The 25,620-nt window shown below is 35.9% G+C and carries 27 protein-coding genes; 23 read left to right on the top strand and 4 right to left on the bottom strand.

From position 1 onward, the window contains the following. From J3U23_RS11765 to J3U23_RS11660, 22 genes are all read left to right on the top strand, one after another. Nucleotides 1–304: hypothetical protein (locus J3U23_RS11765; protein ID WP_267339306.1), on the top strand; the 304-nt coding region annotated here is incomplete at its 5' end. Between the two features lie 320 nt (nucleotides 305–624). Next, a complete protein-coding gene (locus J3U23_RS11760) occupies nucleotides 625–954 on the top strand; it encodes a PRD domain-containing protein (protein WP_065561825.1) in 330 nt (109 codons plus the stop codon). 45 nt (nucleotides 955–999) lie between these two features. Further along, nucleotides 1,000–1,368 carry an SFCGS family glycine-rich protein gene (locus tag J3U23_RS11755; RefSeq protein ID WP_065561826.1) on the top strand — a complete coding sequence of 123 codons (369 nt, stop codon included), beginning with the start codon at nucleotides 1,000–1,002 and terminating at the stop codon, nucleotides 1,366–1,368. Between the two features lie 13 nt (nucleotides 1,369–1,381). Next, nucleotides 1,382–1,678, top strand: coding sequence for a DUF4312 family protein (locus J3U23_RS11750; RefSeq protein WP_065561827.1), 297 nt, complete (start codon nucleotides 1,382–1,384; stop codon nucleotides 1,676–1,678). Between the two features lie 15 nt (nucleotides 1,679–1,693). After that, a complete protein-coding gene (locus J3U23_RS11745) occupies nucleotides 1,694–2,446 on the top strand; it encodes a DUF4311 domain-containing protein (protein WP_065735203.1) in 753 nt (250 codons plus the stop codon). Nucleotides 2,447–2,464: 18 nt separating this feature from the next. Beyond that, nucleotides 2,465–3,118: a DUF4310 family protein gene (locus J3U23_RS11740; RefSeq protein WP_065561829.1), complete on the top strand. Its 654-nt coding sequence runs from the start codon at nucleotides 2,465–2,467 to the stop codon at nucleotides 3,116–3,118. A gap of 49 nt (nucleotides 3,119–3,167) precedes the next feature. Beyond that, entirely contained in the window at nucleotides 3,168–4,304 is a 1,137-nt protein-coding gene (locus tag J3U23_RS11735) for an amidohydrolase/deacetylase family metallohydrolase (RefSeq protein WP_267339305.1), read from the top strand. Further along, a complete protein-coding gene (locus J3U23_RS11730) occupies nucleotides 4,282–5,421 on the top strand; it encodes a DgaE family pyridoxal phosphate-dependent ammonia lyase (protein ID WP_267339304.1) in 1,140 nt (379 codons plus the stop codon). The genes J3U23_RS11735 and J3U23_RS11730 overlap by 23 nt, the downstream gene beginning before the upstream one ends. After that, a complete protein-coding gene (gene dagF, locus J3U23_RS11725; protein WP_267339303.1) occupies nucleotides 5,421–6,161 on the top strand; it encodes a 2-dehydro-3-deoxy-phosphogluconate aldolase in 741 nt (246 codons plus the stop codon). Before J3U23_RS11730 ends, dagF begins: the two co-directional genes overlap by 1 nt. A 3-nt stretch (nucleotides 6,162–6,164) precedes the next feature. After that, complete coding sequence (locus J3U23_RS11720; RefSeq protein WP_065561833.1) at nucleotides 6,165–8,084, top strand: BglG family transcription antiterminator; 1,920 nt, start codon at nucleotides 6,165–6,167, stop codon at nucleotides 8,082–8,084. A gap of 296 nt (nucleotides 8,085–8,380) precedes the next feature. Continuing rightward, nucleotides 8,381–8,890, top strand: a complete 510-nt coding sequence (gene yceD / locus J3U23_RS11715; protein ID WP_267339302.1) for a 23S rRNA accumulation protein YceD — start codon at nucleotides 8,381–8,383, stop codon at nucleotides 8,888–8,890. Between the two features lie 4 nt (nucleotides 8,891–8,894). After that, nucleotides 8,895–9,062 (top strand): 50S ribosomal protein L32, encoded by a 168-nt coding sequence (gene rpmF, locus J3U23_RS11710; RefSeq protein ID WP_025316508.1) that lies wholly within the window; start codon nucleotides 8,895–8,897, stop codon nucleotides 9,060–9,062. A 33-nt stretch (nucleotides 9,063–9,095) separates the two neighbouring features. Then, nucleotides 9,096–10,142: a phosphate acyltransferase PlsX gene (plsX, locus tag J3U23_RS11705; RefSeq protein WP_267339301.1), complete on the top strand. Its 1,047-nt coding sequence runs from the start codon at nucleotides 9,096–9,098 to the stop codon at nucleotides 10,140–10,142. A gap of 4 nt (nucleotides 10,143–10,146) precedes the next feature. Beyond that, complete coding sequence (locus J3U23_RS11700; RefSeq protein WP_065561835.1) at nucleotides 10,147–11,100, top strand: beta-ketoacyl-ACP synthase III; 954 nt, start codon at nucleotides 10,147–10,149, stop codon at nucleotides 11,098–11,100. A gap of 35 nt (nucleotides 11,101–11,135) precedes the next feature. Next, nucleotides 11,136–12,071 (top strand): ACP S-malonyltransferase, encoded by a 936-nt coding sequence (fabD, locus tag J3U23_RS11695; protein ID WP_065735198.1) that lies wholly within the window; start codon nucleotides 11,136–11,138, stop codon nucleotides 12,069–12,071. A gap of 18 nt (nucleotides 12,072–12,089) precedes the next feature. Next, nucleotides 12,090–12,824 (top strand): 3-oxoacyl-ACP reductase FabG, encoded by a 735-nt coding sequence (gene fabG / locus J3U23_RS11690; RefSeq protein ID WP_065561837.1) that lies wholly within the window; start codon nucleotides 12,090–12,092, stop codon nucleotides 12,822–12,824. A gap of 150 nt (nucleotides 12,825–12,974) precedes the next feature. Then, nucleotides 12,975–13,208: an acyl carrier protein gene (gene acpP / locus J3U23_RS11685; protein ID WP_025316503.1), complete on the top strand. Its 234-nt coding sequence runs from the start codon at nucleotides 12,975–12,977 to the stop codon at nucleotides 13,206–13,208. Between the two features lie 153 nt (nucleotides 13,209–13,361). After that, complete coding sequence (gene fabF, locus J3U23_RS11680) at nucleotides 13,362–14,606, top strand: beta-ketoacyl-ACP synthase II (RefSeq protein ID WP_065561839.1); 1,245 nt, start codon at nucleotides 13,362–13,364, stop codon at nucleotides 14,604–14,606. Nucleotides 14,607–14,836: 230 nt separating this feature from the next. Continuing rightward, nucleotides 14,837–15,928, top strand: coding sequence for a glycerol dehydrogenase (locus tag J3U23_RS11675; protein ID WP_065735197.1), 1,092 nt, complete (start codon nucleotides 14,837–14,839; stop codon nucleotides 15,926–15,928). Nucleotides 15,929–16,093: 165 nt separating this feature from the next. Beyond that, entirely contained in the window at nucleotides 16,094–19,573 is a 3,480-nt protein-coding gene (gene dnaE, locus J3U23_RS11670; protein WP_267339300.1) for a DNA polymerase III subunit alpha, read from the top strand. 219 nt (nucleotides 19,574–19,792) lie between these two features. Further along, a complete protein-coding gene (gene accA, locus J3U23_RS11665; RefSeq protein ID WP_267339299.1) occupies nucleotides 19,793–20,752 on the top strand; it encodes an acetyl-CoA carboxylase carboxyl transferase subunit alpha in 960 nt (319 codons plus the stop codon). 18 nt (nucleotides 20,753–20,770) lie between these two features. Continuing rightward, nucleotides 20,771–21,142, top strand: a complete 372-nt coding sequence (locus J3U23_RS11660) for a diacylglycerol kinase (protein WP_220226188.1) — start codon at nucleotides 20,771–20,773, stop codon at nucleotides 21,140–21,142. Between the two features lie 70 nt (nucleotides 21,143–21,212). On the opposite strand, the gene J3U23_RS11655 is transcribed toward J3U23_RS11660, so the two are convergent. From J3U23_RS11655 to metK, 4 genes are read right to left on the bottom strand one after another with little or no spacing between them, the layout of a single operon-like run. Continuing rightward, on the bottom strand, nucleotides 21,213–22,055 hold the full coding sequence (locus J3U23_RS11655) for a 23S rRNA (adenine(2030)-N(6))-methyltransferase RlmJ (RefSeq protein WP_267339298.1): 843 nt from the start codon (nucleotides 22,053–22,055) through the stop codon (nucleotides 21,213–21,215). After that, entirely contained in the window at nucleotides 22,049–22,666 is a 618-nt protein-coding gene (locus J3U23_RS11650; RefSeq protein ID WP_267339297.1) for a hypothetical protein, read from the bottom strand. Before J3U23_RS11650 ends, J3U23_RS11655 begins: the two co-directional genes overlap by 7 nt. A 14-nt stretch (nucleotides 22,667–22,680) precedes the next feature. Beyond that, the gene (locus J3U23_RS11645; RefSeq protein ID WP_065735193.1) at nucleotides 22,681–23,184 is read right to left on the bottom strand and encodes a SprT family zinc-dependent metalloprotease; all 504 of its coding nucleotides are present in this window, start codon (nucleotides 23,182–23,184) and stop codon (nucleotides 22,681–22,683) included. Further along, nucleotides 23,168–24,319 (bottom strand): methionine adenosyltransferase, encoded by a 1,152-nt coding sequence (metK, locus tag J3U23_RS11640; RefSeq protein WP_267331127.1) that lies wholly within the window; start codon nucleotides 24,317–24,319, stop codon nucleotides 23,168–23,170. Before metK ends, J3U23_RS11645 begins: the two co-directional genes overlap by 17 nt. Before the next feature lie 205 nt (nucleotides 24,320–24,524). Between metK and murI the strand changes: the two genes are divergently transcribed. Then, the gene (murI, locus tag J3U23_RS11635) at nucleotides 24,525–25,352 is read left to right on the top strand and encodes a glutamate racemase (protein WP_267339296.1); all 828 of its coding nucleotides are present in this window, start codon (nucleotides 24,525–24,527) and stop codon (nucleotides 25,350–25,352) included. Nucleotides 25,353–25,620: the final 268 nt, after the last annotated feature.

The raw sequence follows: 25,620 nt of genomic DNA, 5'->3' as shown, positions 1-25,620 counted from the left end.
AGATAAAACCAAACAATGTTTACGTACTGGTTTATTTAACGCATTATCTGTTGCTGGATACACTCTTTGGCATGTGGAATATATATTTGAGATAGCCTTTTTTCTGTTTTTTATAATGTTTGTCGTATTTTGTTTCAGTCTCCTAGTTAGCAACTTTTTAACTCCCGGAGCTGGCGGAGGAGGAAATAGTCACGGAGGAAGTGACGATTTTGGTGATTCTAGCGGTGGTTTTAGCGATAGCGGCGACTTTAGCGGCGGCGGTGGAGGTTCTAGCGGTGGCGGTGGCGCTTCCGGTAGCTGGTAATTTTTAATAAAACGATCTTGGTTATATATCTTCTCCACAATAATCAGCTTTAACATTAAAACCCCGATCATCAAAAAAAAGTTGAGGAACGGGGTTTTTTAATATTAATTTAGGGCGTTAATGACGTTTTTAATCGTTTTTAATGATTAAGTTTGAAATCAATTTACTCAATTACTTATCCAACACGACAATCCTTGTTAGTTACAGAACTCACTCATCATGACAATAAATTTCCTTTTGCAATAGGAAAAAGTCTCTCTCCACATTGATTGTTATTTCATTTAGGCTAAGTCATCTTATAAATAAACAAGAGAATAATAATGACTATGCCACAATTCCGAATGGTCGAAGATGATTTAGATCCCGAAGTTGTTACTGAGCAAACGATAAAAATCATTAATCATTGGTTAGCTGAGCATCAAATCACTCAAAATGATGTGCAAAAAGCGATGCTGTTATCACATGTTAAAGCGATGGTAGAAAGAGCAAAAACTTTAGAAAAACTCCCCGAAGTCGATCCCACTATATTTGATGAATTATCAGAGCAAGCTTTAGCTCTTTCGCGTAAAACAGTAGAACTATTCAATAATCTTCCAATGGAAGAGGTTTATTTATTGGCTGTTCATTATGAGGTAGCCATGGCCAACTAAACAAGTTACTAGATATAAAAAACGATAATTAATAGGAGAACAATTATGGCTGAAGTAGTCATCGTAATCGGCGATAGAATGGGAAAAGGACAAAAAATTGCAGAAGGAATCAATTCTATTGATGGATGTCGCGCAATTGTTATACCAGGTATGGCCGCCGATATGAAATTAGGTGATGTGATGAATCAAGAAAATGCGGATTTAGGGCTTTCGTTTTGTGGAAGTGGTGGCGCGGGTGCGATAACAGCCCAAAATAAGTATGGTTATTCACAACGACATGGTATGCGTTCGATTGAAGAAGGTGAAACTGCCATTAATGATGGTTGTAAAGTGCTTGGTTTTGGTTTCATGGATACGGTAGAGCTTGGTCAGCGTATCGCCCAAGCATTTTTAAAAAAATACCCTCGTTCTTAAATAGGTTTGAAATATGAAAAAAACTGAGCAGATACAAGTAAGAGTAACCGGGCAAGGGGATTCAAAGCAGCGTGCATTTGCCATAGCCTTAAGCCAAGTGCAGAAACAGGTGCTTAAAAATACGAATAATGTAATGTTACGAATTGAACCCCTAGATATTAGTGTTGTTTCTGCTACAGAAAAGATAACTACAGAACGTTTTTTATTTATCTTTTTACCTAGAAAAAAAGCATTTTATGACATCACTCTTGATGTATCAGTAAATGTTACGTTTATCGATCTAAGCGATATTAAATTTATCTCTAAATAACGTAAAAGGAAAGTCATGGAAATTCTAATTATAGCGTTAAAGTCTATTGTAATTGGTGGACTGTGTGGATTTGGAGTAGGAGCGGGTGCCGCTCGAATGTTTCATGCTCCAACCTATCAAGGTATGGGGGCATTTCGTACCCTAGGTGAGCTCAATTCATGTGAGGGTGATCCAGCTGCTCACTTTTCATTTGGTTTAGGATTCTTTTTTAATGCATGGGCTTCATCAGTTGCTGCGGGTTCATTCACGCAAGATGTTGATCATCGTATTATCCCAAACTGGGGCGCTGCATTATTGATGATAAAGAACCGAAATTTAGCTCAAACGCTACATGATCCTAAGAAAATGGCGTTTGCTTGCGCATTTATCGGTGTGATTGTTGTGTTATTTTTAAATACAACGACATCAGTTATTCCTGATTCATTAAAAATTACTGCAACAAAAGTCCTAGTTCCAGCTGCGAATTTGCTTGTGGCTACAGTGATGCCAGTTATTTTCTGGTTAGCTGCCTTAGATGCTGGTCGAAGAAGTGGTTTTTGGGGGACATTGTTTGGTGGCCTTGCCCAATTAATTATGGGTAATGCAGTGCCAGGATTAGTTCTGGGAATCTTGATTGGCAAAGGTGTAGATGACAGTGGTTGGAATCGAGTAATGAAAATCATGCTTGTTGCAGTAATCATCTTATTTGTCATGAGCGGATATTTCCGTGGTTTTGATATGAAGATGATAAATTCATTTCGAGATGGTTTGTCTTATTGGTTTAAATAATATAGGGAACAACACATTATGAATACTCAAACAACCATTAATAAAAGTTTTTGGTATGCAGATTGGTCTTTCCCTATTCTTTGTGGATTACTATCTGCTGGTATTTTTGCTGGGACGCATACTTTCTATGTATATGGTATTGGCGCTTTTAATGAAATTGCCTTTGTTGCAATGCTTAAATCAGGAATGACAACGGGCGACTATGGCGCTGTAGCAGCTTTTGGGGCGAGCTTTTTATTTGCACGTGTTATTGAAGGATCGCTAGTTGGTATCCTTGATATCGGCGGTGCACTACAAACCGGTATTGGTTTAGGGGTACCTGCGCTGTTATTAGCTGGTGGCTATACATTGCCAATTGAGAATTTTTTTGTGGCATTAGTAACAGGTTTAATTCTCGGTTTAGCAATAGGCTTAATTATCATCCTGATACGTAAATTTACCGTTAACAGTGGCGGTGGCTCAACCTTTGGGGCTGATGTCATGATGGGCGCGGGGAATGCTTCAGGTAGATTTCTTGGTCCAATGATTATTTTATCAGCTATGGTTGCTTCTATTCCAATCGGTATAGGTTCACTGCTTGGTGCACTACTATTTTATGTGTGGAAAAAGCCTATTACGGGTGGTGCAATCTTGGGTGCCATGATCTTTGGTGGTATCTTCCCAATTATATAACGTCATGTTCCCCTCTATTTATAACATGGTGGAGGGGTTGGATTAAATTATGTATGACTTAATTATAAAAAATGCCAAACTTATTAATGATTCAGTAACTGATATCGCTATTAACCATGGCAAAATTGTTGAAATTGGCAAGGATATAACAGCCCCATCTGAACAGGTGTTGGATCTAAAAAGTCAACACTATATCAGTGCTGGTTGGATCGATTCTCACACTCACTGCTTTGCGCGCTCACCTATATATCATGATGAACCCGATCTAATTGGTGTTAAGGCTGGGGTGACGACAGTTGTTGACGCCGGCAGTGTTGGTGCCCTAGATATTGATGAGTTTTATGATTTAGCTATGCAAGCTAAGACTCATGTTTATTCTTTTTTAAATATCTCAAAAATTGGCTTAATAAGGCAAAATGAGCTTGCTGATATGCAAGATGTTGATGTTGCGTTATTTGAAAAATCACTCGCTAAATATCCTCATTTTATTATTGGAATAAAAGTTAGGATGAGCCGTAGCGTTGTTGGTGACAATGGTATTTTACCATTAATCAAAGCGAAAGAGATGCAGAAAAAGACTGGTTTACCACTGATGATTCATGTTGGTAATAATCCTCCTGAACTTGATGAAATTGCAGATTTATTAACTAAAGGCGACATTATTACTCACTGTTTTAATGGTAAACCAAATCAAATATTCGATAAACAAAATAATCTGCGAGATTCAATTAAACGCGCTATTGAGCGTGGCGTCATTTTAGATATTGGTCATGGCGGTGAAAGTTTTAGTTTTGCTGTTGCCGAGCGCGCTAAATGTTTAGATGTTTATCCTAACACTATCAGTTCTGATATTTATTCTAAAAATCGCTTACAAGGCCCAGTATTTAGCTTGGCTAATGTCATGAGTAAATTTATTTGTTTAGGTTATAGCAAAACTAGAATTATAGATAGTGTGACGAAAAATGCGGCACAAATATTGCATTTAAAAAACAAAGGAGAAATAGCAATTGGCTATGATGCTGATTTGACTATTTTTGATGTAAGAAAGCAGACTGTTTTGTTTACTGATTCAGAAGGTGATGTGCGTGAATGTCATGAGCAGTTTGTTCCTTTGGCTTCTATCGTTAATAATATTATTGAAATAATACAAGAAGGTAGTGAAAATGAGCTCAGAATCTCAAACTGAAAAAGAAATATACAGTAAATACCATTTGAAAAGAGTGATTAATGCTTCCGGGCGAATGACTATTTTAGGTGTATCAACCCCTAGAGCAGAAGTGGTAGATACCGTATCTCATGGTTTGAATGAATATTTTGAAATAAAAGATCTTGTTGATAAAACAGGTCAATACATTGCTAAATTACTTAATGTAGAAAATGCTGTAGTTGTGTCCTGTGCTTCTGCTGGAATTGCGCAAGCTGTCGCGGGTTTAATTGTTAAAGATGATCGTGATCTGCTATTTAATCTCCATAGTTCAGATAAATATGTACCTCGTGAAATTATCGTTCCCAAAGGACATAACGTTAATTTTGGTGCTCCTATCGGTACGATGGTGTCTTTAGGTGGTGGGATTGTCGTTGAGGCGGGGTATGCGAATGAGTGTAAACCAGAGCATATTGAATCACTAATTAATCCTGATACTGCAGCTATTTTATATGTTAAATCACACCATTGCGTGCAAAAAAGTATGTTATCCGTAGCTCAAACCGCCACGATTGCCAAAAAATATAATATTCCATTAATTGTTGATGCCGCTGCAGAAGAAGATTTACAAGCCTATTATCAACAAGGTGCGGATTTAGTTATCTATAGTGGTGCAAAAGCTATTGAAGGGCCGACTAGTGGATTAGTCATTGGTCGTCATCAAGCAATTGAGTGGCTTAAACTTCAGTCTCAAGGTATTGGAAGACCAATGAAAGTGGGGAAAGAAGGTATTTTAGGTTTAACAAAGGCTATTGAATTATATATTAATGATCCAAAACAAGAAACTGGACAAGAAATGGTTTCTAAAATGACACCATTTATTGAAAAATTAAATTCAATTGATGGCATATCGGCAAAAGTTGTTTGGGATGGTGCAGGGCGCGATATTGCTCGAGCAGAAATATCATTTGATTCAAAAGTTATTGGTAAAACCGCAATTGAAATGATTGAGCTGATGAAGCAAGGTGAAGTTGCAGTCTATTTTAGGGAATATAAGGCCAATGAAGGCAAAGTAGATGCAGATGTTCGCAGTGTAACTGCCGAACAGCTTGATATTATCTATAACAAAATTAAAAAAATTATCCAAGGAGTAAAATAATGCAATTAACACCAAATTATTTTAATGACCGTGTCTGTTTGAATGTACTAGCCAATTCAATTGATAATGCGCGTGCTATTTATGAAGCTGCTCAAACTTATGTTGTTGTTGGCGTCTTATCAAAAAACTATCCAGATAATGATCAAGCAATCACTGATATGAAAAAATATGCTTTAGCCATTGATAATGCAATTTCAGTTGGCCTTGGCGCGGGTGATCCAAATCAATCTAACATGGTGTCGGAAATATCAGCCGTTCTTCAGCCTCAACATGTTAATCAAGTTTTTACTGGAGTAGGAACAAGTCGCGCTTTGTTAGGGCAAAAAGAAACCGTAATCAATGGACTTGTATCACCAACAGGTAAAGTGGGCTTAGTTAATATCGCAACCGGACCATTAAGTTCAAAATCACCCGCTGCAATCGTACCTGTTGAAACCGCTATTGCGTTATTAAAAGATATGGGAGGGAGCTCTATAAAATATTTTCCTATGGGTGGTTTAAAACATGTAAATGAATATGAATATGTAGCTAAATGCTGTGCTGAATTTGATTTTTATTTAGAACCTACAGGGGGAATAGATTTAGACAATTATGAAGCCATTTTGAAAATTGCTTTAGATGCAGGTGTAAAAAAAGTGATTCCACATATTTATACGTCAATTATTGATAAAGAAACTGGTGCGACAAGAACTGAAGATGTTAAACAACTTTTAGCTATTACGCAAAAATTAGCAGGATGAGTAATGGCATCTAAATTGCTATTCCCTTATCAACGATTAGCTTATATTTTTGATACGATAAAAAATGAATTGCTACCTCAAAAAGAGCTAGCAAATCGTTTTTCAGTATCGATAAGAACTATTCGTTCGGATATTTCTGCTTTAAATGATGTGTTACAAACTTATGGTGCGCAGGTTGATTATATTAAAAATATTGGTTATCGCCTTGTAATAGTTGATTCTAACCTTTATGCAACAATCCCCATCGTTCAGCAAATGGAACGGGTTCCTCGCACTAATAAAGAACGTGTTTCCGCCTTACTTATTGCATTTTTAACACAATCTAAATCTGTAAAATTGGATGATATTGCTGGTGAATGGTTTTTAAGCCGTAATACATTGCAAAATGATGTTATTGAAGTTAAGCAGTATTTAGACAAATACCATTTATCGCTCGATAATCGTCCTTATTCTGGTATGCGATTAGTCGGAGAGGAATCAGCTATCCGAGCTTGTTTAACTGATATTTTATGGCAACACCATATAACGGGCGATACTATCAATGTTAATCGTTTAATACAGGCAATATTGCCTGATATTGATTTAGAGTATCTTGAAAGCCTATTACAAGACCAGTTTGAACGTTTTGAATTGAAATTAACTTCGGAAGGGCAAGGGTATTTGCTCTATTGTTGTGCAGTCTCGATAACTAGAATTACGCAAGGTCATGAATTATTGGACTATCAAGTGGATCATATTGATTCTACAGTAATTGGAGCTGCACGAGAGGTCTCTGAAGGCTTTTCTTATTTTTTAGGCAGTGCACTTTCAGATGCTGAATTTAATTATTTATGTGTGCAGATTATGTCGCGCACTATTATGCAATCACCTAATCAAGCTAAAAGTCTAGAGTTATTTGAACATATCTTGTCTTATATCAATGATTCTTATCACTATAATTTGAAAGATGACATGAAACTTCGCCAAGATATGTTAATCCATATTTCATCGATGCTATCTCGGATCAAGTATAAAATTCATACTTCCAATCCATTACTACATGAAATTAAGCAATATTACCCTTTTGCCTATGATATTACTTTATCAGCATTAGCGAATATTCATAAATTTACTGATGTTAAAATGACTGAAGATGAAATTAGTTATTTAGCAATTCATATAGGCGTCGCATTAGAGCGTAACTATAGTGCTGGATATGAAAGATTAGTGCAAATTTTACTCGTTAGTGAATTAGGTAATGCCACCTTGCGTATGATTGAATCAAAGATTAAACGAGATTTCCCTCATATTTTAATTAAACGAACGCTTTCTTATCGAGAATATGAACAGTTAACTCATATTGAGGAAGATTTTGTTGTCTCTACCGTTCGCTTGACCGAAAAAGATAAGCAAATAGTAAAAATAGCGCCATTTCCAACACCTTATCAACTTGAACAATTAGGGCGATTGTCTATGGTAGATCGCACAATGCCATATATTATTGAGCGCTTTTTTAATGAAAAGTTTTTCCTAATTATTGATAAACCGATGACACAAAATGAACTGTTTCAGATAATTTGTCAGCGCCTTGAGAAATCAGGATATGTTGGACCAGATTTTCATCCATCGGTAGTGGAGCGAGAGAATATTGTATCAACCTTAATTGGTGAAAATATTGCTATTCCCCATTCAGTAGGGTTGTTGGCTAAAAAGACAGTGGTAACAACTATTTTGGCTCCTCAAGGTATTGAATGGAATAAAAATGAGATTGCGCATGTCATTTTCTTATTAGCAATCAGTAAAGATGAATATGAAGATGCAATGCGAATCTATAATTTAGTGGTTAATTTTGTTAAAGAAAGATCAACTAAGCGGTTACTAAATAGTCGAAATTTCGATGATTTTCAAGCCATAGTAAAAGACAGTTTTGGGCGGCTATCATAATTAATTTGCTTTAAATTTGAAATTGAGAAAGCGATTTCTATTAAGTGAATAGAATTTCAATGATCAAATAAATAACGATTTTGGATATTAAAAAACCCCGCTCCTCAACTTTTTTTTCTAATACTAATGTCAGGAAATAAAAATGATAAATATTAAAGGAATAATTAATAATGAAAACAAATTATCTTGTGCTTACCCATTGACGAAACAGTGATTTAAAGGTAATATGCGCGCCTTATGGCTTTGTGTGGTTTTTAGCTGCACTTAATAATTTTTAAGGTAGACATGCATATCTTATGCAAAATAAATTACCATTAACAATTGACCCAATTAAAGCAGCACAAAAAAGACTTGATTATGTTGGATATTATCCAGCAAAAAGTGCAACGAGGATTGAAAGTCCAAAAAGTGATATCGAATGTCATCTATCTTTTGATTATGATGAACAAAAACTTTGCGTTATCACCATTGATGCAAAAATGACGCTTGAGTTGATTTGTCAGCGTTGTTTTAAACCTTTTATCACTGAAGTCCATGTGATGAATAAATTCAGCCCTGTTAAGAGCGATGCTCAAGCAGAGGCATTACCGGAACATTATGAACCCGTTTTAGTTAACGAGTTTGGTGAAGTAGATATATTAGCGTTAATTGAGGACGAAATTATTCTCTCATTACCAATTGCGCCGGTGCATGATAGTAAACACTGCGAAGTGTCAGAGGCAGATATGGTATTTGGTGAAATTCCAGCGGAGAGTGAAAAACCAAATCCATTTGCAATTTTAGTTAGTTTAAAGAATAAGGGGTAAATCCATGGCTGTTCAACAGAATCGTAAAACTCGTGCAAAACGTGGTATGCGTCGTTCTCATGATGCATTAACTGTTGCTAATATCTCAGTTGATGAATCAGGTAAAACACATTTACGTCATCACGTAACCGCTGATGGTTATTATCGCGGTCGTAAAGTGATTTCTAAATAATTATTTAGTAACTAGAAATCTTCAGGTGACATTTTGGATAATCTAACCATTGCGTTAGATGCTATGAGCGGGGACTTCGGTCCTCGTATTGTTGTTCCTGCTGCAATTCAAGCATTATACCATTATCCAAACCTTTCTATCTTTCTTGTCGGTGATTTAAAGGAAGTTGGCTTTTTTTTGTCTAAAGAAAATGCAAAGCTGGTTACTCAATATCAAGAAAATGGTCGTTTGATGTTAACTGAATCTACTGCGATCATCGCTAACGATATGAAACCATCATATGCAATTAGGCATAGCCAAGGTTCCTCAATGAGGATTGCATTAGAGTTAGTGAAAAGTAGTAAGGCTCAGGCTTGCGTCAGTTCCGGTAATACTGGTGCGTTGATGGGGCTATCTAAGCTGTTGTTGCATTCTTTAACTGGTATCGATCGCCCGGCATTAGTTGCCACCATTCCTGCGTTAAATAACCAAAATACTGTTGTGCTTGATTTAGGTGCTAATGCAGAATGCGATAGTGATATGCTAGTGCAGTTTGCCATAATGGGCGAAATACTAGCAAAATCAGTCCTTCATATTAAAAATCCGCGCGTTGCTCTGCTTAATATTGGTGAAGAAGATATTAAGGGGCTAGATAAAATTCGTGCCGCGGCGTCTATTTTGAAAGCCAATGATCAAATTAATTATATCGGTTATTTAGAAGGCAATGAGCTGTTGACCGGTAAAACTGATGTGCTTGTTTGTGATGGTTTTGTTGGTAATGTGACGCTCAAAACAGTAGAAGGATTAATCAAAATTTTCATGTCATCATTTAAAATGCTATTAGGGCAAAACTCATTAATTATGAAATTTTTGAGTAAATGGCTTCAACGAAAAATAGTAAAAAATTTTGGTTATTTAGATCCTGGACGATATAATGGTGCCTGTTTACTTGGACTTCAAAGTATTGTGATTAAAAGTCACGGTAGTGCCAATCAAAAATCATTTTTTGCAGCAATTGAGCAAGCTATTTTAGCTATCGAAACGAATATACCTGAGAAGATTGCCAATAGTCTTTCTTCTGCACTACCTAAGAGCGAATAATTAGATGTATACAAAGATATTAGGAACAGGAAGCTATCTTCCAAAACAAATAAGAACCAATGCCGATCTTGAAAAGATGGTCGATACTAGTGATGAATGGATAACTACCCGTACTGGTATTAAAGAAAGACGCATTGCTGCACCCGATGAAACCGTTACTAGTATGGCTTATGAAGCGGCGATTAATGCGATTGAAATGGCGAAAATCGATAAACAAGAGATTGGTTTGATTATTGTTGCAACAGCAACATCGGTTAATGCTTTTCCAAGTTCAGCTACTGAATTACAGGCCAAATTGGATCTGGGTGATGTAATTGCATTTGATGTATCAGCTGCTTGTTCAGGGTTTATTTATGCGCTTGATATTGCGGATAAATATGTGAAGAGTGGTGCAATTAAATATGCCTTAGTGGTTGGCTCAGATATGTTAACTCGTGGTGTTGATCCAAGTGATCGCGGGACAATTATTATTTTTGGTGATGGTGCAGGAGCTGTTGTAGTGGGTGCTTCACAAGAACCAGGAATTATTGCTTCTCATCTTCATGCTGATGGTCGTTATGGTGAATTGTTAAAATATCCATATGTCGATCGTCGTTCACTTAATGATCCAGTTTATATGACAATGCATGGCAATGAAGTATTTAAAATTGCAGTCAAAGAACTTTCAAATTTAGTCGATGAGCTATTATCCGAGAATGCATTTAATAAATCAGATTTAGATTGGTTAGTTCCTCATCAAGCTAATTTACGAATTATTTCAGCTACGGCTAAACGTCTTGATATGGATATGAGTAAGGTTATTGTGACGCTTGATAAACAAGGTAATACTTCTGCTGCATCGGTACCTTGCGCTTTAGATGCAGGTGTGCGAGATGGCCGTATTAAACGAGGGCAGTTAATATTGTTAGAAGCTTTCGGCGGTGGTTTCGTTTGGGGCTCTGCACTCGTTAAATTTTAATTTATAACTTATTTTAAGTAATCAAGGATTTCAAAATGACCAAATTTGCAATGGTATTTCCAGGACAAGGCTCACAAGCTGTAGGTATGTTAAAAGATCTTGCTGAAAACTATCCAATTGTGAAGTCAACTTTTGATGAAGCTTCACAAGTGTTAGGTTATGATTTATGGGCTTTAGTGCAAGATGGTCCTGCTGAGGAATTAAATAAAACTTGGCAAACTCAACCAGCATTACTTGCTTCATCTGTTGCTATTTACCGTGTTTGGCAAAGTATTAATGGCGCTCAACCAGAATTTATGGCAGGCCATAGTTTAGGCGAATACTCAGCATTGGTATGTGCTGGCGTAATTGATTTTAAAGATGCAATTAAATTAGTTGAGCTACGTGGAAAACTAATGCAAGAAGCTGTACCAAGTGGTACAGGGGCAATGTTTGCTATCATTGGTTTAGATAACGATTCGATCCGTAAAGCTTGTGACGAAGCGGCTCAAGGCCAAGTCGTTGCACCAGTTAATTTTAATTCACCAGGTCAAGTTGTTATTGCGGGTAATAAAGAAGCGGTTGAACGAGCAGGTGCTCTGTGTAAAGAGGCTGGTGCTAAACGAGCATTACCACTGGCAGTTAGCGTGCCTTCACATTGTGCTTTGATGAAACCAGCCGCTGATAAATTAGCGGTAGCATTAAATAATATTACATTCAATGCCCCTAAATTTGCAGTAATTAATAATGTTGATGTTAAAGTTGAAACATCAGCAGACAAAATCAAAACAGCATTAATCGCTCAGCTATATAGCCCTGTTCGTTGGACTGAAACAGTAGAGGATATGGCAAAACAAGGTGTAACAATGTTAGTTGAAATCGGACCAGGCAAAGTTTTAACTGGTTTAACTAAACGAATCGTTGATTCATTATCGGCTTATGCTGTTAATGATAAAGCATCATTAGATGTTGCGATAGAAAATACTAAATAGAAGGTAAAAGGGGTAGTTATGAACCTATCAGGAAAGATTGCTTTAGTTACTGGCGCAAGCCGTGGGATCGGGAAGGCAATTGCAGAAAAATTAGTTGCTTGTGGCGCAACCGTTATTGGAACTGCAACAACCGAAAAAGGTGCTCAAGCCATAAGTGAATATTTAGGCACTAAAGGTAAAGGTTTAGCACTAAATGTGACCGATGAAGGATCTATTGAATCAGTTATTAATACAATTAAAACGGAATTTGGTGATATTGATATTCTCGTTAATAATGCAGGTATCACTCGTGATAATTTATTAATGAGAATGAAAGAAGATGAGTGGCAAGATATTTTAGATACTAATTTAACGTCTGTATTCCGCTTATCAAAAGCATTAATGCGTACTATGATGAAAAAACGTTATGGTAGAATTATTACTATAGGATCTGTTGTTGGTACTATGGGTAATGCAGGCCAAGCTAACTATGCGGCTGCAAAAGCTGGATTGATTGGGTTTAGTAAATCATTAGCTCGTGAAGTTGCATCTCGAGGTATTACGGTTAATGTGGTAGCACCAGGGTTCATTGCAACTGATATGACAGAAGCATTGACTGATGAACAAAAGGCGTTAACATTAGCACAAGTGCCAGCAGGGCGTTTGGGTGAACCCGCTGAAATTGCTAATGCAGTCGCGTTTCTTGCTTCTGATGAGGCATCTTATATTACGGGTGAAACTTTACATGTCAATGGCGGCATGTATATGGTGTAATTGATCAGAATAGTGTAAAATGAGTCAATAATTTCACGTTTTGAACAAAAAATAAGCAATTGGGTTGAAAAATGATTGGCATCTTTTTCAACATTTTATAAACTTACATTCACCGCCACTTTCGGCGATATTTATAGGAAAAAAAAGAGTATGAGCACTATTGAAGAGCGAGTTAAGAAAATTATTGTTGAGCAACTTGGTGTTAAAGAGGATGAAGTTAAAAATGAATCTTCTTTCGTTGAAGATCTTGGCGCTGACTCTCTTGATACAGTTGAATTAGTTATGGCTTTAGAAGAAGAATTTGATACTGAAATTCCTGATGAAGAAGCTGAAAAAATTACAACTGTACAATCAGCAATTGATTATATTACTGCAAATCAATAAGGTTAGCAGAGTTTTCATAATAGGCGGTCAAATGATCGCCTAGTTTGTATTTATATCTCTATTTTTATAGAGTGGATTCCAATTTAATTTTGAAAACTCATAAAAAATTTTCAATGATTCAAATTTCATTTCAATCCTTTTCTGGAGGACAATGTGTCTAAACGCAGAGTTGTTGTTACTGGAATGGGCATGATATCTCCAGTAGGTAATACAGTTGATTCTACTTGGCAAGCTTTATTAGCCGGTCAAAGTGGTGTAGAACTTATAGAACACTTTGATACAGCCCCTTTTGCAACGCGCTTCGCAGCGATGGTTAAAAACTTTGATGGCGAAGATTATAATATTTCACGTAAAGATGCTCGTAAAATGGATTATTTCATCCAATACGGTATTGCAGCAGGTATGCAAGCAATGCAAGATGCGGGTATTGAAATTACGGAAGAAAATGCAGAGCGAATCGGTTGTGCTATCGGTTCAGGTATTGGTGGACTAGGATTAATTGAAGAAAATCATAGTGCATTAGTTAATGGTGGACCACGTAAAATTAGTCCTTTCTTTGTACCATCAACTATAGTAAATATGATCGCTGGTCACTTATCAATTATTTACGGATTAAAAGGTCCAAGTATTACTATTGCTACCGCTTGTTCTTCTGGCGTACATAATATTGGTCATGCAGCGCGTATGATTGCATATGGTGATGCCGATGCGATGTTAGCCGGTGGTGGTGAAAAAGCGAGTACTCCTCTTGGTATCGGTGGTTTCGGGGCTGCTCGTGCCTTGTCAACGAATAATGACAACCCAAAAGCTGCAAGTCGACCATGGGATAAAGATCGTGATGGTTTTGTGCTTGGTGACGGTGCAGGTATCATGTTCCTAGAAGAATATGAACATGCTAAAAAGCGTGGTGCTAAGATTTATGCTGAAGTAGTTGGTTTTGGTATGAGTGGTGATGCTTATCATATGACTTCACCTCCAGCGGATGGAAGCGGAGCGGCATTAGCTATGAAATGTGCGATTCGTGATGCAGGAATAACACCTGAACATATTGGTTATATTAATGCTCATGGTACATCAACTCCTGCTGGTGACAAAGCTGAGACTCAAGCAGTTAAAAGCATTTTTAAAGAAAATGCCAACAAAGTAATGGTAAGTTCAACTAAATCAATGATTGGGCACTTATTAGGTGCAGCTGGTGCGGTTGAGTCTATTTTTACTGTACTTGCATTACGCGATCAGGCTGTTCCTCCAACAATTAATTTAGATAATCCTGATGAGGGATGTGATCTTGATTATGTTCCACACACAGCTCGTCAAGTGAAAAACTTAGAATATGCTCTTTGTAATTCATTTGGTTTTGGTGGTACTAACGGTTCAGTCTTATTCAAGAAGATTTAATCTCCATTTTTCCCATCACGATTTGGTGATGGGAAGCAACTATTTCCTTTTTTCATTTTCAATAATACATTTCACAATAAAAAATGTGGCATACACCTCATTTTTTAAAATATTTAGTAGTATATTAATAATAAAAGTGTATGTTTTAATCAAATAATATAGATAGAAATATTTCTTAAAATAATAAGATTTATCTATGCAGGATTTTTTATTTTTTAGGAGCTGTTATTATGATTACTACTGCACTTTTTCCAAATCGTTACATTCAAGGTTTCAATGCAATTGAAAATAGCCTAGGCCAAGAGTTAGCAAGGCTTGGAAAAAAAGCATTATTACTTGAAAGTCCATCTGCACATAAAAATTTATCTAAAACTATCGAAAAATCACTATCAGGTAATATTGAAAGTATCGTCGATATTTTTAATCGAGAATGTAGCGATGAAGAGATTGCAAGGATAATTGAGTTAGCTAAATCTCAAAATATTGATGTGATTGTAGGTATAGGTGGGGGGAAGGTTATTGATACAGCGAAAGCGGTTGCCGCAACTATTAACTACCCTTGTGTTGTGGTCCCTACGCTTGCCTCTACAGATGCGCCTTGTAGTGCTTTATCTGTAATTTATACGCCAACTGGTGAATTTAAAAGATATTTTGTGTTACCCAGAAATCCTGATGTAGTATTAGTTGATTCAAAAGTTATCGCTAATGCTCCTGTAAGATTTTTAGTTGCTGGTATGGGAGATGCTTTAGCAACATGGTTTGAGGCCGAAGATTGTAGACAATCAAAAGCTGGGAATATGACTGGAAGACCAGGTCCAATGACTGCATTTGCGTTAGCAAAATTTTGTTTTGAAATATTACTTAACTATGGTGTTCAGGCTAAAAATTCTTGTGAACAAAAAGTCGTAACTCCAGCCCTAGAACATGTAATTGAAGCTAATACACTTCTTTCCGGACTGGGGTTTGAAAGTGGTGGGCTTTCAGCTGCCCATGCCATTCATAATGGATTTACAGCATTAGAAGCAACGCATAATTATTGGCATGGTGAAAAAGTAGCATTTGGTACGCTTGCTATGTTAATGCTAATCGATAGCGATCCTGAAATGATCGAGACTGTTTATCATTTTTGTGAGTCAGTTGGATTGCCAACTACGCTAGCAGAAATTGGATTAGCTAATGTTAGCGATGATGATTTGATGCAAGTGGCAATTTTAGCTTGTGCTGAAGGTGAATCAATTCATAATTCTCCTGCAGAAATTTCTCCAGAAACAGTATTTGCTGCGATAAAAGCAGCTAATGCTGAAGGTTTACGGCGCAAATAACTTTTTATAATTTTTAAGACTAATTTGATTAACTTCCGTTCTTTATAACGGAAGTTTTATTTATTGTTTTATTAGTCGATTTTTTGATAAATAAAGCAATAAGAATATTCGTCTGGTTTGTGCTATAATTGTGGCTAATTTTTTGTGTAATTACTTTTGGTAAATATGACCGAACCTAAGTTTATTCATCTTCATTTGCATAGCGATTTTTCAATGGTTGATGGTATCGCTAAAGTAGGTGCTTTAGTCAATGAAGTAAGTAAATTGCAAATGCCTGCTTTTGCAATTACTGATTTTACCAATCTCTGTGGACTAGTTAAGTTCTATGGATCAGCCATGGGAAAAGGCATTAAACCCATTATTGGTGCTGACTTAGCAATTAAAAGTTCACAACTAAGTGATGATATTTATCGATTAACAATATTAGCCGCTAATAATACAGGCTATCAAAATCTTACCTTATTAATTTCAAAAGCTTATCAACGAGGCTATATTGGTGATATGCCTGTTGTTGATCAAGAATGGCTAACTATCCATCGAGAAGGTTTAATCATATTAGCTGGTCGTGAAAGTGATATTGGTATTGGTGTTATTCGCGATAATCAAGCGATTATTGATGAGGCGATCACTTACTATTTAGAAAATTTTAATCAACATTTCTATTTTGAATTAGTCCGTACAAATCGCGCCAATGAAGAGTTATTTATTCATAGCGCAATTAAACTCGCTGAACAATATTCCTTACCGGTTGTGGCGACTAATGATGTGCGCTTCTTATCATCTTCTGATTTTGAAGCGCATGAAATTCGAGTAGCTATCCACGATGGTAATACACTTGAAGATCCAAGTAGACCGAAAAACTATTCATCCGAGCAATACTTACGATCGGAACAAGAAATGTGCAAATTGTTTTCCGATATTCCAGAGGCATTGGAAAATAGTGTTGAAATAGCTAAACGATGTAATGTGACTATTCGACTCGGCGAATATTTTTTACCACAGTTTCCTACGGGTGATATGTCAACCGAAGATTTTTTGGTGCATAAATCACGTGAAGGTTTAGAAGAGCGGCTTGAGTTTCTTTTTCCTGATCCAGAAGTTCGAAAACAGCGACGTCCTGAGTATGATGAGCGGTTAGAAACTGAATTAAACGTAATAAACCAAATGGGCTTTCCTGGGTACTTTTTGATCGTCATGGAGTTTATTCAATGGTCAAAAGATAATGATATTCCTGTTGGCCCAGGACGTGGTTCAGGAGCCGGTTCTTTAGTTGCTTATGCTCTAAAGATAACTGATTTAGATCCATTAGCATTTGACCTACTTTTTGAACGTTTTCTAAATCCAGAACGGGTTTCAATGCCGGATTTCGATGTTGATTTTTGTATGGAAAAGCGTGATATGGTTATTGATCACGTTGCTGATATGTATGGTCGCGATGCAGTATCTCAAATTATTACATTTGGTACAATGGCTGCTAAAGCAGTTATTCGCGATGTAGGACGAGTTCTTGGTCATCCTTATGGATTTGTTGATCGTATTTCAAAATTAATTCCACTTGATCCGGGTATGACATTAGCTAAAGCATTTGAAGTTGAGCCTCAACTTCAAGAGCTTTATGATAACAACGAAGAAGTTAAGTCTCTCATTGATATCGCCAGACAATTAGAAGGGGTAACTCGAAATGCAGGTAAACATGCCGGTGGTGTAGTAATATCTCCGACAAAGATTACCGATTTTTCTCCTATTTATTGCGATCCCGAAGGTCATCATCCTGTCACACAGTTTGATAAAAATGATGTTGAATACGCTGGACTTGTCAAATTTGACTTTTTAGGGTTACGGACCTTAACCATTATTGATTGGGCTATTAAAATGATTAATGAGCGCCGATTAAAAGATGGAAAACCACCAGTTGATATTACTCGTATACCACTTGATGATGAAGAATCGTTCCAATTATTATTAAAAGCTGAGACAACAGCTGTATTCCAACTGGAATCGCGTGGAATGAAAGACTTGATCAGACGTTTAAAACCTGACTGTTTTGAAGATATGATCGCTTTAGTTGCGCTATTTCGACCGGGTCCGTTGCAATCAGGCATGGTAGATAATTTTATTGACCGTAAACATGGTCGGGAGGAAGTATCATATCCTGATATAAATCATCAGCATGAATCACTTAAACCAATTTTAGAACCGACCTATGGTATCATCCTATATCAAGAACAAGTCATGCAGATTGCTCAGACGTTATCTGGTTATACACTTGGTGGCGCCGATTTGCTTCGAAGAGCAATGGGTAAGAAAAAACCAGAAGAGATGGCCAAACAGCGTTCGGTCTTCAAAGAAGGCGCTGAGAAACAAGGTGTTGATGGTGAACTTTCCATGCGTATCTTTGATTTGGTTGAGAAGTTTGCCGGATATGGTTTTAATAAATCTCACTCAGCTGCTTATGCACTCGTTTCATATCAAACATTATGGTTGAAAACGCATTACCCAGCCGAATTTATGGCAGCCGTAATGACTGCTGATATGGATAATACAGATAAAATTGTGGGTCTTGTTGATGAGTGTTTAAGAATGGGGCTGCAAGTAAATCCTCCTGATATTAACAGTGGTCTTTATCATTTCCATGTAAATGATAAAGGCGAAATTGTATATGGTATTGGTGCAATAAAAGGCGTTGGTGAGGGCCCAATTGAGGCTATTGTCGAAGCACGTAATAGTGGTGGTTATTTTAAAAATATCTTTGAGCTTTGTGCTCGAACAGATATGAAGAAAATCAATCGGCGCGTGTTAGAGAAATTAACTATGGCTGGAGCTTTTGATAAATTAGGTCCTCATAGAGCGGCTATTTTGCATAGTATCAATGATGCCATGCAAGCAGCAGATCAGTATGCTAGAGCTCAAACCATTGGGCAAGAAGATATGTTTGGTGTATTAGCTGAGGAGCCAGAACAAGTTGAAAATGCTTATGCTGCTGTTCCTGAATTACCCGAACAAGTATTACTTGAAGGTGAACGAGAAGCCTTAGGTTTATATTTAACCGGCCATCCAGTTACGCAATATTTAAAAGAACTTAATCGATATTCTGGTGGAGTTAGAATAAGTGAAGCGGCTCCAACTGGATGGGGAAAAATGGCAACATTTGCCGGTATTGTTGTTGATGCCAGAGTTCGAATAACTAAAAAAGGTAATAAAATTGGATTATTCACTTTAGACGATAGATCTGGACGAATTGATGGCTTGCTTTTTTCTGACGCATTGGAAAAGTTTGGTCATTTGTTAGTGAAAGATAAAATTTTAATCGTTTCAGGTCAAGTTAGTCATGATGATTTTAATGGCGGATTTAAGATGTCGGTTCGCGATATTGTCGACTTAAAAGATGCTAGGGCTAAGTATGTTAAAGGATTATCTTTAACCTTATCTGACGCTGAAGTTAACCGTCCAATTTTACAGCGATTACAACAAATTATAGAACCTTATCGACATGGTAGCGTCCCGATTAATCTCTATTATCATAGAGAAGATTCTGTGGTACGTCTTCAATTTGGTACAACTTGGCGGATTGTGCCTGAAGATGCGCTAATAATAGAGTTGAAAACTTTATTAGGAAATGAGCGAGTGGACTTTGAATTTGATTAATTAAAAAACAGATTTTTTATTTAATGGTTGCAGTTAACCTATTAAAAGCTAGCTGTGCCATTTGGAATGTTGATGTTCATTAATAATAAATATTGGTGACTTCAATGATTATTACATAGTAAAATTGACTTAATTTTATTTTAATAAATAGTCAGTATACTAAATTTAGTAATGTATTTTAACTAAATACAATTAATACAAGAGGCAATCATAAGCGTTATGAATAATTTTTTGGAATTTGAAAAGCCGATAGCGGAATTAGAAGCAAAAATTAATTCCTTAAAGAATATTGATTCGCAACAAGTTGAATTGGATATCAATTTAGATAAAGAAATTAAACAGTTGAATCAAAAAAGTCGTGAGTTGACTAAGAAGATATTTTCAAATTTATCACCTTGGGATGTAGCTCAATTAGCCCGACATCCTAATCGCCCTTATACATTTGACTATATTAATGAAATTTTTACCGACTTTGATGAGCTGGCCGGTGATAGAGCTTACGCAGATGACAAAGCAATTGTTGGTGGAATAGCTCGTATTGATGACCGACCTGTTATGGTTATTGGTCACCAAAAAGGTCGTGAAACTAAACAAAAAATTTATCGTAATTTTGGTATGCCTGCTCCTGAAGGTTATCGTAAAGCATTGAGATTAATGCAAATGGCTGAGCGATTTAAATTACCTATCATTACCTTTATTGATACACCAGGTGCTTATCCTGGTATTGGCGCAGAGGAAAGGGGACAAGCTGAAGCGATTGCTCGTAATTTACGTGAAATGTCTCGTTTAAATGTACCAACAATTTGTACTGTTATTGGTGAAGGTGGTTCTGGCGGAGCACTTGCAATAGGTGTGGCCGATAAAGTTAATATGCTCCAATATAGCACTTATTCTGTTATTTCTCCTGAAGGTTGTGCGTCTATTCTTTGGAAGAGTGCAGATAAAGCGCCAGTGGCAGCTGAAGCAATGAATATGACTGCAGATAAATTGATAAAACTAAAACTTATTGATGCAGTTATCCCTGAACCTTTAGGTGGCGCTCATCGGGATTATAGTGCTGTTGCAGCCTCACTTAAAAAGCAATTACTATCTGATCTTGATGAATTAGGTAGTTTGGAGTTGCCTGTGCTTCTTGAAAGAAGATTCCAGCGTCTGATGAATTATGGTTATGTAAGATAATTTTAAATTTGGGAAGTTATTGTGAAAAAAGCAACAGGACTACAACGTATTATCAATGCGACGAAGTACTCATTAAAGGGATTTAAATCAGCTATTATAAATGAAGCAGCGTTCCGACAAGAATTAATTTTGTTAATTCTTGCTTATATAATTGTAATGCTTATTGATTTTTCTATTTATGAGCGAATTTTATTAGTTGGTTCAATAGGCTTTGTGATGATAGTTGAACTGATTAATAGTGCCATTGAATGTGTGGTTGATAGAATTGGAAGTGAGCGACATGAATTATCTGGTCGAGCAAAAGATTATGGCTCCGCGGCTGTTTTTCTTTCATTACTTTTGACTTTAATTTTATGGATTTATCTCTTTGCTTGCCATTTCTTCCCTTAATAGAAATTTTTAAAATTTTAATAAAAAAATGCGAGAAAATCTCGCATTTTTAACTTAAAAATAGCTTAAATTATTCACTAACAAGTTCTTTGATAAGATAATTTCCTGTTTTCTCTGTATCAAGAATGTTTTTTAGCCAAGGCATAATTGTTTGCATTTGCTCGTTTAACTTCCAAGGTGGATTAATCACAATCATACCTGAAGCTGTCATTCCCTTCTGATTATTATCGGGTTTTACTGCCAATTCGAATTGTGAAATTCTTTTAATACCTGAATTAATAATTTGCTCAATCATCTTTTGTGTTTGAGTTCTAGAGACAACTGGATACCAAATTAAATAAACCCCGGTTGCAAAACGTTTATATGCTTCAATTAATGCTTTTGGGATTTTTTGATAATCATCTTTTATCTCATATGATGGATCTATCAAAATAATACCACGTCGTGATTCAGGGGGTAATTTTGATTTGAGTTGTGCAAATCCATCTTCTTTAAATACTTTAGCTCGCTTATCTTTGCTAAATTCTTGTCTTAATAAGGAAAAGTCAGTTGGGTGAAGTTCAGTAAGATTAAGTTTGTCTTGCTCTCTTAGTAATTGTTTAGCAATTAAAGGTGAGCCTAGATAATATTTTAAATTATCGAAAGGATTATAACGCTTCAGAACAGATAAATAGGTGTTAAGTAGTTCTGGCGTATCAGATTGTTGCCAAATTAAATTGATTCCTGATAAAAACTCTCCAGTCTTTTCAGCATGTTCACTTTGTAGTAAATAGCGACCAGCGCCAGAATGTGTATCTAAATATAAAAAAGGCTTTTCTTTTTCTTTCAATGCATTAATACATAACGTCAATACAATGTGTTTTAACACATCTGCATGATTTCCCGCGTGATAGCTATGACGATAGCTTAACATGGCTTGTTTAACCTCTCTTGTTCATTTTTTTGCATATAAATAGTTATTAATGCAAGACTTAAAAGACAAGGTATTTCCATTAACTCTTCAATAAGATCTTTTCTTTCGTTGTTTAGGACTAAAAATTGATGACCAATACGATGATGTTCAGCAATATCAGCAATTCCTAGAAAGAGGAAAGCAAAAAAGATGTGCCAGACAGGAATTTTTTCAAATTTATAACGGCGAACTATCTCTTGACGGATTGTCGGTAAAAGTATTGTTAAAAAAGGTATTCCAATTAAGATACCAGCAATTATTTTATAGTAGAAACGGGGTACCTCAGGGAAAAAGTCACGCCCCCAGCTGATTCCTCTGCCAAAAAGCATAAACCACCAGAAAATTGTCCAAACCCAAAATTTGTAAAGATTTACATGATTCTTGACCTTTTTAGCATATAAATATGTGTAACAGCACATAAATAATAAGAAAAGAGACTGTAAATGTTCGACCAAGCTAACTGTCAATTTTCCATACAATGGAATGAAAAAGTTACCTGCTATATATAAACAAAAGCTTAAAATCACAATAATTGTGGAACTTTTGTAAAAATGTGTATCAAAATTAGGCATGTTTTACTTCAAAATTAAATAGATATTTTAAGTTTTAGTATAGTACCGCATTTACGGCATTGATAACTAGTTTTATTCTTTCGAATTTTGTTATGTCGTATTGGTGATAAATAATGTTCTTGGCAATTACAAATATAGACATATTCGTTACGTTTAATATTAAAATTATGAGTAACTTTAGGTTCCTTTTTCATTATTTCAGACATGATATATTGCCATTCTTGTCCATGTGGTTTTACTTTTCCAAATTTTTGAAAGGTAATGAGATGTGCTAATTCATGAGGAACAACTTCATTAATAAATTTTTCTCCATTCTCATTAAGCATTATGCTATTGAGTTGAATTTCCCAGCGAGTTAAAAAAGCGCATCCAGCAACACTACCTTTAGGTTTATAACTGACTTTGGGTTCTTTATAATTAGTATTTAATATATTATTGGCTTGAGTTAAGTGAGTTCTTAAACAAGCCAATACTTGATTATGGAGATAAATTGGAATTCGTTTATAATCCTGCTGCATCTCTAAGAATGGCTGCTTTATCTGTTTTTTCCCAAGGGAATATATCTCGACCAAAATGGCCGTAAGTTGCAGTTTTTTGATAGATTGGTTGGATGAGATCTAGCATTTGAATTAATCCGTAAGGTCTTAAATCAAAAAATTCTTTAATTAAAGATATAATTTTATTATGCTCAATTTTTTCAGTACCGAAAGTATTGACATAAATCGATGTTGGGTTAGCAACACCAATTGCATAAGAAACTTGTAGCTCGCATTTATCAGCAAGTCCCGCTGCAACAATATTTTTAGCAACATATCTTGCTGCGTAGGCAGCGGAACGGTCTACTTTTGAAGGATCTTTTCCAGAAAACGCACCACCACCATGACGTGCTGCACCGCCATAGGTATCAACAATAATTTTTCGGCCGGTTAAACCACAATCTCCCATAGGCCCACCAATTACAAAACGTCCTGTAGGATTGATAAAATATTTCGTTCTAGAAGTTAGCCATTCCGCCGGTAACGTTGGTTTAATGATTTCTTCCATGACGGCTTCATGTAGAGCTTTTTGTTCAATACCTTCTGAATGCTGGGTTGATAAAACCACAGTATCAACACCTTGGATTTTTCCGTTTTGATAAATTAAAGTAACTTGGCTTTTTGCATCAGGTCTTAACCAAGGGAGGGTGCCATTTTTTCTCACTTCAGCTTGGCGTTGCATAAGGTCATGGGCATAACTAATTGCTGCAGGCATTAAATTAGGCATTTCGTTTGTAGCATAACCAAACATGATACCTTGGTCACCAGCACCTTGTTCCAATGGATTCTGCCTATCAACACCTTGATTAATATCTGGTGATTGTTTACCAATAGCATTTAAAACAGCACAAGAATTAGCATCAAACCCCATTTCTGAGCTGGTATAACCAATATCATTAATCGTTTTTCTAGTTAATTCTTCAATATCTACCCAAGCAGAAGTTGTAATTTCTCCGCCAACTAATGCCATACCAGTCTTTACGTAAGTTTCACAAGCCACTCGAGCTTTAGGATCTTGCTCTAAGATAGCATCTAAAACTGCATCAGATATTTGATCGGCTATTTTATCAGGATGACCTTCTGATACAGATTCTGAAGTAAATAAAAATTCTGACATGTGTTACCTTCTTTAACTTATTTAGAGCAATGCTCTAAATATAATCGTATGAAATACTTATGCTTGGCAGTTTTACCATCTAGACGTCTATTTTAATGATTTATTCTGTAAAAAGCCAGTACTACCTTAAACAAAATTGCTTGCATAAAATTTTAATCAATTTAGGATATGGCTCGATTAATTTTTTAACCTTCGTTAACTGCATATGAATATTGTAAAAAAAACTCCAACAGTATTAGTTTTTGATTCGGGTATCGGTGGGTTATCTATTTATAATGAAATTTACAATAAAATACCCTATTTACGGTATATCTATGCCTTTGATAATGAGATGTTTCCTTATGGTGACAAATCCTCTGAATTTTTAATTAAACGAGTAAGTCATATAATAGATACAATTATAGAATCATATTCAATTGATTTAGCCGTCATTGCATGTAATACCGCAAGTACTATTTGTTTACCTAGTTTACGCTCAAAGTTTTCTTTTCCTATTGTCGGTGTTGTACCTGCAATTAAACCCGCAAGCATAATTACTAAAAATAAATGTATTGGGTTATTAGCGACGAAAGCTACAATTCAAAGAGCATATACAAGTAATTTAATTAAAGAGTTTGCTCCTGATTGTAATGTTAAATTACTTGGTTTATCTGAATTAGCTTATATAGCAGAGAATAAATTACAAGGCATTGATGTTGATATGCAGCAACTTGAGATGCTAATGCAGCCATGGCTCAATCTACCAGTCATTCCTGATACAATTGTGCTTGGTTGTACTCATTATCCATTTATTAAAGATGAACTTAAACTACTTTTCCCTAATACGACTTTTATTGATTCGGGAAATGCGATCGCTTCTCGAGTTTATTCATTACTTAATGAGCGATTTGATCTAAAAAGTGTTACAGCACAATCTTCAACAGACAATATTGTCTTAAGCACATTATGTAACCAACAAGTTGAAAAATTGATGGAAAAATTATCTAAATATAATCTTGATAAATATCAGAGAATTAGTGTATTAGATGATTAAAGCTTATTCGAACGATTAATAAATTGCTGTTTTTCACTTGCCAAAAAAAAAGAAGTGCCTATAATGCGCATCCACTGACACGGCGTCAGCGAAAGCAGACGATAATGAAGTTGGTGAACAAGATCAAAAATTTTGAAAAAAGATCTTGACGAATAAAAAGGTGTAGCGTAGTATACGCAGCCCTTGAGACAGCAAACTGAAGCAAGAAATTGTGAAGTTAACTTAAAGCTGTCAGCTCTTTAAAAAGAAGAAACAGACAATCTGTGTG

It is taken from the genome of Gilliamella sp. B3367, assembly GCF_026536825.1.
Lineage (GTDB): Bacteria > Pseudomonadota > Gammaproteobacteria > Enterobacterales > Orbaceae > Gilliamella > Gilliamella apicola_E.
This window is presented reverse-complemented; position numbering and strand designations above follow the sequence as displayed.